The following is an 11752-nucleotide window of genomic DNA, read 5'->3' on the forward strand; positions in this document are numbered from 1 at the left end:
CGGTGCCAGCCAGCGCCAACACTGAAGCATTTACTTAACTATTTCCGTGAGGCGAATGTGTCAAGGTTCGAGACTGCCTTCAGGGCTTGGTATGCGTGACGATGGCGGCAACGATCGTGCCCCAGTCGTCGGGATGCAGTTCGTGGCCACCGCCTTCGACGCGGACAAGCCGCCCGCCGGCAACAGCGTCGGCAAGGGCTGCGCCATGCTCGACCGGAAAGATCGGATCCGATGTCCCGTGAATGACGAGCAGCGGAACCTTGATCTCGCGCAGGCGTCCTTTCAGATCCTCGCAGCTCTTCAGCATGAAATGGTTAGTCGCGCTCAGGAAGCCGCCGGATCGGTCGTAGTCCTGTTGGACGAACGCGCGCATCGCCTTCTCGTCGAAGGGATGCGCGGTGCTGGCGATCGCACGCGCATCCTTGACGACGAAGCCGATCACCTGGTCGCGGTCCGACCAATCGACCTTGGCGCCATCGGCCGAGTGCTCCATATAGGCCTCGGTCGTCCCCGGCAGGTGCGATGTATCGATCCCCACCGGCGAACTGCTGATTACGGTCAGCGAGATGATACGCAAGGGATGTTTCAACACCAATCGTTGCGCGATCATGCCGCCTATCGACATCCCGATCACATGCGCCTTGCCGATGCCGCAACTGTCGAGGACGCGCACCGCATCGTCCGCCATGTCGTCGAACGTATACGGCGGCTCGCCCGGCGTATATTTGGTCGACAGGCCGGTGTCACGATTGTCGTAGCGGATCACGAAGCGTTCGCCGGCGAGCTTTTTGCAGAGCGCCTCCGGCCACCAGAGCATCGAGGCCATGGCGCCCATGATCAGCAGAATGGCTGGATCTCCGGGATCGCCAAACGTCTGGGAGACGATTTCGGGTGCTGCGGCCCTTGTCATGGGACTCTCCTCGCATCGGCCAATCAAAGGCCAACCAAACTGATTGCGTTTTGCAATCGGTTGCACGATAATAAAACTGATACGATAATGCAACTGGTTTTTGAGGAGAGTCGGATGAAAACCGAACACCGCTCGGGATGCCCTATCAATCTGTCGCTGGAAGTATTCGGCGATCGCTGGAGTCTGATCATCCTGCGCGACATGATTTTTGGCGGCAAACGCCACTTTCGCGAACTGCTCAACGGCTCGATCGAGGGCATCGCTTCCAACATCCTGGCCGACCGGCTGAAGCGGCTGATGGAACTCGGCATGCTGACCAAGGCCGACGACCCCTCGCACAAGCAGAAGGCGATCTACAGCCTGACCGAGATGGCTATCACGCTGGTGCCGATCATGGCGCATCTCGGCGCTTGGGGCCGCGTCTGGCTGCCGGTGAGCGAGGAGCTTTCGATCCGCGCCGAGCTGCTGGAGAAAGGCGGACCGCCAATGTGGGAGCAGTTCATGGACGAGTTGCGCCACGACCATCTGGGCATGCCTGTCGCCCCACCCGCGCAGCCTTCCGTCCGCGCTACATTGCAGGCCGGATATGAGGCGGTGGTAGCCCGCAAGGCGTCGAGCGGCATCGAGGCCCCGGCCGCTTGACCAACTTATTTCCCCATTATCAGGCCGGCTCTGCTATCAAGGGGCTGAAAAACATAATTTACGGGATTGGATAACGCTCTTGGTCGAGAACTCTAAGGATACTGCCCGCGCCAGGGCAGATATGCGTTTCAAGAAGCAGGAAGAGGCAGCCACGGTGCGGCAAAAGGCGATGGCGGAGTATGTCGCCGAGGCCGACGCCCGCCAGGCCAAGACCAACAAGCTCCGGGCATTGCGCCTTGCCAAGGAAGCGGAAGACCTCGCCAACGCCCCTGCCGTTCCGGTCAAGAAAGCGCCCCGAGCCAAGAAAAAATAGCGCGGCCTTCTTCATCGACGCCCGATCTGGATGCCGGCGGATCGTATCCGCCATGTGCCACGATCAGCAATGCTCGTCATTTCCGCTTTCCCGCGCGAAGCAATTTCAACCGCAACCGGGATTTCGCATCCCGCATGTCAGGTCGATGATTGACGCGTTTTGATCAGGAGACAGCCATGACCGCACTGACCCTCGAAAAAGCCAAGCACATCATCGACGCCGCCTTCGCCAAGGGCGCCGAGATGAAGCTCAAACCGCTCGGCGTTTCCGTGCTGGATGCCGGCTCGCATCTCGTCGCCTTCCAGCGTCAGGACGGCGCCTCGTTCCTGCGCCCGCAAATGTCGGCCGGCAAGGCCTATGGGGCGCTGGCCATCGGCATGGGCTCGCGCCGTGTCGAGGCTTTCGCCAAGGAGCGGCCGCATCTCGTCGCCGGCATTTCCGACGTCTCGGGTGGACGCGTATTGCCGGTCGTCGGCGGCGTGCTGATCCGCGACAAGGCAGGCGCCGTCATCGGCGCCGTCGGAATTTCGGGAGATACGTCGGACAATGACGAAGCCGCCGCCATCGCCGGCATCGAAGCCGCCGGCTTCACCGCCGATCCGGGCTGAGGGGGAGCTTCGTCATCCCAGGGCGAAGCAGGAGCGAAGCTACGCGGCGCAGACCCCGGGATGACGACCAGAAAGAGCAGCCACGCCAATCGCGAACGGATGCGACCATCCAACGAAGGCGGCTAGTTCAAATTTATGTCTCTACTCGCCGACCGCATCGACACCGAAAACCCGGCCAGCACATCGAACAAGGCGATCACCATCAGCGTGAAGAAGACGGAGTGCGCCGCGCCCTTCACCAGCAGGAACTCGACCAGGAACGCCACGAAGACCAGCGTCGACAACAGATGGTCCATGATCGAGGCGTTCGTGGTGCGCACCGACTTCACCATTTCGAGGAACAGGAAGATCAGCCCGATCACCACCATCAGGTCGCCGAGCGTCATCGAGAACACCCCGCCCGACATCATGCTGAACGAGAAGATCTCGGTCGCCCACGGATCGTCGCCGCTGCCGAATATTCCGAGGAGTCCGAGATTGTAGGCCACGAAGGGCACGATCAGCAGCGGGATGGCACCGAACATCAGGCGTCTCCTCTAGCAATTCCAGGAAAGCGGTTTCCCAAGGAATTGCCTAAACAATGGGGGCACCTTCTGTAGAATGCCCCGCAGGCACGCCGTCAAGATTTTTCGCTAGCGCCCGCAAACACGGAAAAAGACCGCGCGAAACAACCCTGTCAGCCACAGTTGCCCCGGCTGACCACCGACACGCCGGATTCAGCGCTTGAACTGGCCTGTCCGCACGGCGGCGCCGATAGCGTTGAGGATGAAAAGGCCGGCGGTCATCGAGGTGATCTCGTTGACGTCGCGCGCCGGCGCGATCTCGACGATGTCGATGCCGACGACACGTCCCTTGGCGAACAGCCCCTTGATCAGTTCGATCGTCTGCCGGTAGCTGATGCCGCCAGGCGCCGGCCCTTCGACCGCCGGCATGACAGCGGGATCGAGACCGTCGGCATCGATGGTCAGGTAATAGCGGCCACGGTCCGGGATGCCCTTGAGCAGCGCCGCCGTACCGATATCCTGCCATTCATTGGCGGTGACGATGTTGGAGCCGTAGGCGCGGGCCGCCTCGACCTCCTCGAGCCGGGCGCTGCCCTGGCCGCGGATGCCGAGCTGGAAAATCCCGGCTATATGCGCCATCTCCGAAGCGCGGCGGATGGGGCTGGAATAGCCTTCCCTGACCCCGTTGACATTGTCGCGCCAGTCGAGATGGGCATCGATCTGAACCAGGGTGATCGGCCCTTCGCCGTCAAGCGCCCGCAGGATCGGGATCGGAACGCCGTGATCGCCGCCAATGGTGATCGGCAAGGCGCCGGCGACGCGGATCTTTCGGATCGCCGCTTCGGCCAACCTGTAGTGGCCGCCGGCGGCATCGCCGGGGACATCGCCGACATCGACCACCTTGACGTCCTGCCCGTCGAACAGGGTTCCGCCAATGTCGAAATCATAGCGGTCGAGCCCGAGGCTGATGCGCTGCGAGGCGCGCCGCACCGCCGTCGGCGCGTTGGTCTGGTCGTTGACCAACTCGTCGATCGTGTAGGGACTGCCGTAAGGCATGCCGATGATGGCGACATCCGCCTTCAGCGCATCGAGGTCCTCGACCAGCGGGAAGTTCATGAAGGTCTGGAAGATATCGCGCGGTGCTGTGGTGAGCTTGGTCATGCGGTCCCTCTGAAGCCGGCCGATCATCGCGCGGAAGCGCCGCGACAAGGCATCACTCAATACAGCACCGCCGCCGGAGCTTGTATCGCCACGGACGCCCGGTCTTTGGCATAGTTGGCGGCGCGACGCGCACCAAACGCAAAAAAACCGGCCAATGGCCGGTTCTTTTGGCATTCAAACCCTTCGAAAGCTGGTCTCAGCTTTCCTTGGGCGTCAGCACCTGGCGACCGCGATACATGCCGGTCTTCAGGTCGATATGGTGCGGGCGGCGCATTTCGCCGGAATTCTTGTCCTCGACATAGGTCGGGGCCTTGAGAGCGTCGGCCGAGCGGCGCATGCCGCGCTTGGACGGAGAGGTTTTTCGTTTCGGAACGGCCATGGATATGCTCCACTACATGGTCAAAATGCCCCGATAGCCCTCGTGAAAGGGCCGCGTCAGGGCCATAATCTGAGAAAGTCGGGTGCCTATACACGCCCTGCGCCGTTTTGGCCAGCACCGTGGCGATTTTTTTTGAACTGGCAGCGGTTCTACCTAATCAAGACAACCGACATACGCGCCCGAACGGCCGGCGCGGCGTTCGATCAGCGACGCCAGCCGCCGCAGACCCGGACCGGGCTTGGCCGGATTGCGGGCGATCGGATTGGGCAGCGAGACGGCCAGCAATGCCGCCTGCCGCCGCGACAGCTGTTTGGCCGAAACGCCGAAATGATGCTGGGCCGCCGCCTCGATGCCGTAAACGCCCGGCCCCCATTCGGCGATGTTGAGGTAGATCTCCATGATCCGCCGTTTCGACATCACCGCGTCGAAATAGACGGCCAGCGGCAGTTCGACCACCTTGCGCACCGAGCCCAGCGGCCGCGACCACAGGAAAAGGTTCTTCACCGTCTGCATGGTGATGGTCGAGGCGCCGCGCGTCGCCTCGCCGGCCAGCGCATCGTCGACGACGCCGCGCAATTCGCCGAGATCGATGCCGCGATGGAAGCAGAACTGACCGTCCTCCGACATGATCACCGAATTGGCCAGCACCGGCGACACATCGTCGATCGACACCCAGCGCCGGTCGTAGCCGGAAAAGGTCGCGAGGTCTTTGACCATCAAGGTCGATATCGGATGCACGAAGGACGGCAAATAAAGGAAGGTCAGCACAACGGGTATCGCCGCCAGCACGACGGCGACGACCAGGCCGCGCCGTGCCAGGCGCTTCAGACCGGCGCGGTTCACGCGCCTTGGTCGCGCCATCTCAAACCCTTCGGTTTCATGATCGACGATCGGTTCCGTCAAGCCGCCCCCACCCGCGCCACTCTCCCGCCTCCGGCATAATGGCGCGAGGCTTCTTGCGCAACGTCTGAGTGTCGGCTACCGCTCCCGGCCATGACGAAAGACGAGCAATTGGCCTTTGAGGCCGCACTTCTGGGGCGGGCGGCGGCGATCGAGGCCGGGCTCAGGCTGCTGCTCGACGGCCGCACGCTTGCCGGCGAGATCGCCCGACCGGAGCGTCTGATGGCGGCCATGCGCCATGGCGTGCTGAACGGCGGCAAGCGGCTGCGCCCCTTCCTGGTCATGGAAAGTGCCGCCCTTTTTGGCGCCGATGGCGAGGCGGCGATGCGCGTGGCGGCGGCGCTCGAATGCGTGCATTGCTATTCGCTGATCCATGACGATCTGCCTGCCATGGACGACGACGATCTGCGCCGCGGCCAGCCGACCGTGCACAAGGCCTTCGATGAAGCTACCGCCATACTTGCCGGCGATGCGCTTCTGACGCTTGCCTTCGATGTCCTCGCCGATGAGGCGACGGCGCTGCCGGCGGAGCGCAGGGCGGCGCTGGTGCTGGCGCTGGCGCGCGCGGCTGGCACCGGGGGCATGGTTGGCGGGCAGACGCTCGACCTCGAAGCCGAGCGCAACAGGCCGGACGAAGCCGGCATTATCCGGCTGCAGGCGATGAAAACCGGCGCGCTGATCCGCTTCGCCTGCGAAGCCGGCGCGATCATTGCCGGCGCCGCACCGCAGGACCGCGACCGGCTGGCCGAATTCGGCTCGGCGGTCGGGCTTGCCTTCCAGCTTGCCGACGACCTGCTCGACCTGACCGCCGATGCCAGCCAGATGGGCAAGGCGACCGGCAAGGACGCAGCCGCCGGCAAGGCGACGCTGGTCGCGCTGCATGGCGCGAACTGGGCGCGCAGCCAGCTCCATGGGCTGGTCAAGCAGGCCCATGAATTGCTTGAGCCTTACGGTGAACAGGCAGCCTTGCTGAAGGCAGCGGCAAGCTTCGTGGCAATCCGCAACAACTGAGGTTTGGGCAATCGGATGCCGAACCGTTTTCGGAATTTGTCGGCCTTGCGCTGCCTTGCTTGGTGTCTCTCAAATGCCCCAAGGCAACTGGGCGCGCTATCTGACCTTGACGACGACCTTGCCCTTGGCGCGTCCTGTTTCGACGTAAGCCAGCGCCTCATTGGTCGCTTCAAAAGGAAAGACCCTGTCGACGACCGGGCGAATCGCCCCATCTTCGATGAGGGACGTGATTTTGCTCAGCTGCTCACCTTGCGCCAACATGAACAGGAACGAAAATCCCACGCCCCGGCGCTTGGCTTTGGTCCTGATACCACGGCTCAGCAGCCGCAGCAGCAGCCTTAGCACCACGTTCAGTCCCTGTTTCCTGGCAAATTCGGGATCCGGAGGACCGGAAATCGAGATGAGCTTCCCACCCGGTTTCAGCACAGTCAGGGATTTCTCAAGCGTCTTGGCGTCCTGGCTGTTCAGGACGACGTCGTAGCCCGACAGGATTTTCTCGAAGTCGTCCTTCCTGTAGTCGACGACGACATCGGCGCCGAGATCCCTGACCAGATCGTTGCTTGCCGCGCCCGCTGTTGTCGCAACGATCGCGCCGAGATGCTTTGCCAACTGGATGGCGAATGTCCCCACGCCGCCGGAGCCAGCCTGGATGAAGATCTTCTGGCCTGCCTTCAGACCCGCCCTCTCGATGAGAGCCTGCCAGGCGGTCAGACCGACCAGCGGGATCGAGGCTGCCTCTTCCATGCTGAGGTTCGCCGGCTTCAGCGCCACGTCGGCTTCATCGATTGCGATGAATTCGGCGAATGTCCCGATCCGGCCGTCGCGCGGCCGCGCATAGACGGCGTCGCCGGGTTTGAATTTGCGGACTTTCGAGCCCACCCTGACAACCCTCCCGGCAACGTCGTGACCGAGGATGAAGGGCCGGCGATAGGGAAGGACGAGTTTGAATTCGCCGGTCCTGATTTTGGAATCCAGCAGGTTCACCCCGGCGGCATGTACCTCGACCAGGACGTCATTGTCCAGCAGCTCCGGCTCCGGCATCTCGGCCAGCCGCAAAATGCCTTTCTTGCTATATTTATCGACAACGAATGCCTTCATGGCAGTGACTTTCTGAGAGTGTCCGTTGGTGTGCCGTTTGTGTGTGAAATTCTCCGTCCCACCGTTGTTCAGACCGGCAGGCGGAACTGCTTGCGCAAGGTCTTGTCGAACATCCCCGCGGGGGCGAAGCGGCGCAGCAGGCTGACCTGGCTCGCTGCCTTCCCTGCGGTATAGCGCCGTCGCGGACGGGCGTCGGTCGCTGCCTTGACGACCACATCCGCCACCACTTCCGGGCGATCGGCCTTGGGCATCACATCGGCAAGCAGCGCCTTGAGAACGGCGCGCGCCTGATCGTAGTCCTTCAACAGGGAATCCGGCTCGATGCCGTTCTGGTCGAAGACGGTGCGCACGAATGCCGGCTCGATGACCGAGACGCGAATGTTGAAGGCGCGAACCTCATGATCGAGCGATTCCGAATAGCCCTCCAGCGCGTGCTTGACCGCCGAGTAGTGCGCTGAGTATGGCGCGGGCACCAATCCCAGAATCGAGCCGATGTTGACCATGCGCCCTTGGCCGCGGCGCCGCATCGACGGCAACACCGCATTGGTCATGCGCATGACGCCGAACAGATTGACGTCGAACAGAGCCTGGACCTGTTCGACCGAAGATTCCTCGGCGCCGCCAAGCAGGCCGACACCGGCATTGTTGACCAAGAGGTCGATGCGGCCGGTCTGGGCCAGCACGGTTGAAACCAGGGCGCTGACCGACTCCCCGTCGGTCACGTCGCAGGTCAGCATGGACACCTGCGCCGGGCCGTTGCCGGCCTTGCTGCGGCTTGTCCCGAAGACGGTATACCCCGCCCCGGCCAAGGCCTCGGCACTTGCGCGGCCGATGCCCGAAGAGGCTCCGGTCACGACTGCGGTTCTTCCCGAAAGGGTATTCATTTGATACTCCAGAGACATGAGGGCTAGCTTTTTGCCGTCGATTGAATTATGATCGTAATATCACATTACACTCCTAATGCAATAGCAGAAAGGAAGAGCCGCCATGCGCTACGAAAAGGGCCGAAAGGACGCCTCCCGCGATCGCATCGTCGAGGTCGCAGCCCAGCGTTTTCGCGGTGACGGCATCGCCGCGTCCGGACTGGCAGCCATTATGGGCGACGCCGGGCTGACGAACGGAGCCTTCTATCCGCATTTCCAATCCAAGGCGGAGCTTGTGCGTGAAAGCCTGGTAGCGGCGCTAGAGAGCCAGGTGCAGCAACTGCAAGAGGTATTGGCCGCCGGTGGTCCGGAGATGGGGATAGCGGCGTATCTGTCAGCCGGGCACCGGGACAATCCGGGAACGGGCTGCGCCAACGCCGCGCTGCTCCCGGAACTCGCGCGTCAGCCGCTCGAAACGCGCCAAGTCTACACCGAACGCCTGCTGGTTTTGGTGCGCCAGTTGTCTGCAGCGCTTCCGCAGGCCAGGGATCCGGAAGGCGTTGCCATGGGCGTCTTTGCGACCCTCATCGGCGCGCTTCAACTGGCCCGCGCGGTGGCAGGGACCGAATTGTCGGATCGCTTCCTTGCGGCAGGAGCAGATGCCGCGCGCAGGCTGATCCAGCCACGTGACGGCGAGAAGGCATCCTAGAGGCCGGTGGCGGCAGCGGCAAAGGGCCCTGACATCGTCCTGCGGGTCGCACACAGGAAGGGCCGGCTTTTGGAGGCGGGCCGAACCGGTATTTCGCTCCGATTCAATCGGGTCTAACGCAGATGCCTGAGCTTGTCGGGATTGCGCATGACATAGACGGCCGCGATCTTCCCGTCCTCGATGTCAAGCGCGGTCGTCTGCAGTTCGCCATCGGCCTCCTGGGTGACGAACCCCGGCAGTCCATTGACGAAGCCGATGCGCACCAGCGTCGAGCGATTGTCGCGCAGCCAGGCCGCGACTTGCGCGTATTGCTTCATGACGGCGTCGAAGCCCAGCACCGGCGCCAAAGCCGCCGGACGCTTGCCGCCGCCATCGGCATGAGCGCTGACATCTTCCGTCAGCAGCGCGCCGAGCGCCTGCATGTCGCCGCTGCGCGATGCCGCGAAAAAGGCTTCGGCGATCTCCAGGCCACGCTGCTTCTCCACCTTGAAGCGAGGCCGCGCCTCGCGGACATGGCCCCGTGCGCGAGCGGCAAGCTGGCGGCAGGCGGCTGAATCGCGCTCGATGGCGGTCGCGACCTCCTCGAATTCCAGCCCGAACACATCGTGCAGCAGAAAGGCCGCCCGCTCGAGCGGCGAAAGCCGCTCCAACGCCAACATCAGCGGCAAGGTGACATCTTCAAGATCGTCCTCTTCGACGATCGGCTCGGGCAGCCAAGGGCCGATATAGGTCTCGCGCTGGCGCCGCGTGGATTTGAGCTGGTCAAGGCAAAGCCGCGTCACCGTGCGGCGCAGGAACGCTTCTGGCTCGCGAACCTGCGAGCGGTCGGTCCCCATCCAGCGGATGAAGGCATCCTGCACGACATCCTCGGCGTCGCTCACCGAGCCCAGCATGCGATAGGCGACCCGCATCAGCTTCGGACGCAGCGGGCCGAAGCCCGCTGCCGCGTCGTCGGGTGCCGTCGCCGTCATCAGGCCGCCTTGGCGCTGGCGCGTATCGTTGCTGCGTCGGTGTAGAGCCCGAAGCCAACGGCGATGCGGTTCCAGCCATTGATGATGTTGATCAATACGGTGAGCTTCACCTGCTCCTCCTCGGTGAAATGCGCCTTAAGATCATCATAGGCGCTTTCGCGGTCCTGTCCTTCCGAGAGGCGCGTCAGCGCATCGGTCCAGCCGAGCGCGGCACGCTCGCGGTCGCTGTAGCAGGGCGCTTCGCGCCAGGCCGGCAGCAGATAGATGCGTTGCTCGGTCTCGCCATTCTCGCGCGCTTCGGTGGCATGCAGATTGATGCAGTTGGCGCAGCCATTGATCTGCGACGCCCGAAGCTTCACCAGCTCGTTGAGGCTGTGCTCGAGCCCGGCGGCGACAGAGAGTTCGGTCGATGCGCGCTGCCACTGCTTGATCAGTGCAGGGGCGGCGGCGAAGAGGTCGATTTTGGCGGTCATGATTGCAGTCCTTGTGTTGGGTACGCCATCATGACGAGACAAGACCGGCCGGTGTGACATTCAGGCTGGATTTTTTCGAAGGTGCTTTCCCGGCGCGTTCAATCGTCTTTGATCAGCACGATCTTCGCCGGATCGAAATCGATCCCGACCATCGTCCCTTCCGCCACGGCGGGTGTGACATCAGGCGATGTCGCGAACAGTTCGACCGCCGGATCGCTGATCGCGATTCGGTATTCCATGTGGTCGCCGAGATACGAGCTCTTGACCACCTGGCCCTTCATGGTGCCCGCTGGCTGGCCGGGCAAGATGCGCACGGCATTCGGGCGCACAGCGAGGATCGCCGGCCCCGGAGCGTTACCGCGACCCGGCATGTCGAGCAGCAAGGGTCCGACCTTGACCCTTGCACTGGTCGCATTGCTGGAAAGCACCTCGACATCGAGCAGATTGGCGTCGCCCATGAAGTCGGCGATGAAACGGTTGGTCGGCTCGTTGTAGAGGTCGCGCGGCGTGCCGTCCTGGGCGACGCGAGCGGCGTTCATGACGATGATGCGGTCGGAGACGGCGAGCGCCTCTTCCTGGTCATGCGTGACATAGACCATGGTCAGCGCCAGATCTTGCTGGAGACCGCGGATTTCGTCGCGCACCCGCCGGCGCAGCTTGGCGTCGAGATTGGACAGCGGCTCGTCGAACAACAGCACCTTCGGCTCCAGCACGATGGCGCGCGCCACCGCGACGCGCTGCTGCTGGCCGCCGGACAACTCGCTCGGCTGGCGCTTCTCGTAGCCGGACAGGCCGACAAGCGACAGCTTTTCGGCGGCGCGCTCGGCTGCCTGCGCCTTGCCAAGCCCCATAGCCCGCAAGCCGTAGCTGACATTCTCCATCACGTTCATGTGCGGGAACAGCGCATAGGACTGGAACACCATGGAGACATCTCGCTCGGCGGCGGACAGCAAGGTGACGTCCTTGTCGTCGATCAGGATGCGCCCGGTGCTGGTCTGTTCCAGCCCGGCGATCAGCCGCAGCGTCGTCGTCTTGCCGCAACCCGAGGGCCCGAGCAGCGTCACCAGACTGGCCGCCGCGATGTCGAAGCTGACATTGTCGACGGCGATCACCGCGCCGTATTTCTTGGTGACGCCCTCGAACCGCACCGCTGGCCTGTCCGTCGCAACCGGGGCAGCAGTCTTCGCCGTCTGATCCACGCCGCTTCTCCC

15 protein-coding genes are annotated in these 11752 nt (G+C 63.2%); 5 read left to right on the plus strand and 10 right to left on the minus strand.

What is annotated here, in order from left to right; genetic code table 11:
• Positions 1–79: 79 nt before the first annotated feature.
• A complete protein-coding gene (locus tag NKI96_RS17080; protein WP_352511915.1) occupies positions 80–910 on the minus strand; it encodes an alpha/beta fold hydrolase in 831 nt (276 codons plus the stop codon).
• A gap of 114 nt (positions 911–1024) precedes the next feature.
• Between NKI96_RS17080 and NKI96_RS17085 the strand changes: the two genes are divergently transcribed.
• The 3 genes from NKI96_RS17085 to NKI96_RS17095 all read left to right on the plus strand — a co-directional run bounded on the left by NKI96_RS17085 (position 1025) and on the right by NKI96_RS17095 (position 2473).
• A complete protein-coding gene (locus NKI96_RS17085) occupies positions 1025–1552 on the plus strand; it encodes a winged helix-turn-helix transcriptional regulator (RefSeq protein ID WP_352511917.1) in 528 nt (175 codons plus the stop codon).
• Positions 1553–1631: 79 nt separating this feature from the next.
• The gene (locus NKI96_RS17090; protein WP_023684002.1) at positions 1632–1865 is read left to right on the plus strand and encodes a hypothetical protein; all 234 of its coding nucleotides are present in this window, start codon (positions 1632–1634) and stop codon (positions 1863–1865) included.
• A gap of 176 nt (positions 1866–2041) precedes the next feature.
• Positions 2042–2473, plus strand: coding sequence for a GlcG/HbpS family heme-binding protein (locus NKI96_RS17095; RefSeq protein WP_352805302.1), 432 nt, complete (start codon positions 2042–2044; stop codon positions 2471–2473).
• A gap of 122 nt (positions 2474–2595) precedes the next feature.
• Here the strand turns inward: NKI96_RS17095 and NKI96_RS17100 are convergent, their stop codons facing one another.
• The 4 genes from NKI96_RS17100 to NKI96_RS17115 all read right to left on the minus strand — a co-directional run bounded on the left by NKI96_RS17100 (position 2596) and on the right by NKI96_RS17115 (position 5377).
• Entirely contained in the window at positions 2596–2997 is a 402-nt protein-coding gene (locus NKI96_RS17100) for a hypothetical protein (RefSeq protein ID WP_023670154.1), read from the minus strand.
• A 192-nt stretch (positions 2998–3189) separates the two neighbouring features.
• Complete coding sequence (locus tag NKI96_RS17105; RefSeq protein WP_023816407.1) at positions 3190–4137, minus strand: agmatinase; 948 nt, start codon at positions 4135–4137, stop codon at positions 3190–3192.
• Between the two features lie 196 nt (positions 4138–4333).
• On the minus strand, positions 4334–4516 hold the full coding sequence (gene rpmF / locus NKI96_RS17110) for a 50S ribosomal protein L32 (protein WP_008834724.1): 183 nt from the start codon (positions 4514–4516) through the stop codon (positions 4334–4336).
• Between the two features lie 153 nt (positions 4517–4669).
• Positions 4670–5377, minus strand: a complete 708-nt coding sequence (locus NKI96_RS17115; RefSeq protein WP_050593969.1) for a biosynthetic peptidoglycan transglycosylase — start codon at positions 5375–5377, stop codon at positions 4670–4672.
• 132 nt (positions 5378–5509) lie between these two features.
• On the opposite strand from NKI96_RS17115, the gene NKI96_RS17120 reads away from it, so the two are divergent.
• Positions 5510–6427 (plus strand): polyprenyl synthetase family protein, encoded by a 918-nt coding sequence (locus tag NKI96_RS17120; protein ID WP_023733044.1) that lies wholly within the window; start codon positions 5510–5512, stop codon positions 6425–6427.
• Between the two features lie 96 nt (positions 6428–6523).
• On the opposite strand, the gene NKI96_RS17125 is transcribed toward NKI96_RS17120, so the two are convergent.
• Positions 6524–7525, minus strand: a complete 1002-nt coding sequence (locus tag NKI96_RS17125; protein ID WP_352805306.1) for an NADP-dependent oxidoreductase — start codon at positions 7523–7525, stop codon at positions 6524–6526.
• Between the two features lie 68 nt (positions 7526–7593).
• Positions 7594–8409, minus strand: a complete 816-nt coding sequence (locus NKI96_RS17130) for an oxidoreductase (protein WP_352805309.1) — start codon at positions 8407–8409, stop codon at positions 7594–7596.
• A gap of 103 nt (positions 8410–8512) precedes the next feature.
• Between NKI96_RS17130 and NKI96_RS17135 the strand changes: the two genes are divergently transcribed.
• On the plus strand, positions 8513–9097 hold the full coding sequence (locus NKI96_RS17135; protein ID WP_023693653.1) for a TetR/AcrR family transcriptional regulator: 585 nt from the start codon (positions 8513–8515) through the stop codon (positions 9095–9097).
• Between the two features lie 113 nt (positions 9098–9210).
• Here the strand turns inward: NKI96_RS17135 and NKI96_RS17140 are convergent, their stop codons facing one another.
• From NKI96_RS17140 to NKI96_RS17150, 3 genes are all read right to left on the minus strand, one after another.
• On the minus strand, positions 9211–10068 hold the full coding sequence (locus NKI96_RS17140) for a sigma-70 family RNA polymerase sigma factor (RefSeq protein ID WP_023693652.1): 858 nt from the start codon (positions 10066–10068) through the stop codon (positions 9211–9213).
• Positions 10068–10541: a carboxymuconolactone decarboxylase family protein gene (locus NKI96_RS17145; protein ID WP_023673089.1), complete on the minus strand. Its 474-nt coding sequence runs from the start codon at positions 10539–10541 to the stop codon at positions 10068–10070. The genes NKI96_RS17140 and NKI96_RS17145 overlap by 1 nt, the downstream gene beginning before the upstream one ends.
• A gap of 98 nt (positions 10542–10639) precedes the next feature.
• Positions 10640–11740, minus strand: coding sequence for an ABC transporter ATP-binding protein (locus NKI96_RS17150; RefSeq protein ID WP_352805312.1), 1101 nt, complete (start codon positions 11738–11740; stop codon positions 10640–10642).
• Positions 11741–11752: the final 12 nt, after the last annotated feature.

It is taken from the genome of Mesorhizobium sp. M0292 (assembly GCF_040321695.1).
Classification (GTDB): Bacteria; Pseudomonadota; Alphaproteobacteria; order Rhizobiales; family Rhizobiaceae; genus Mesorhizobium.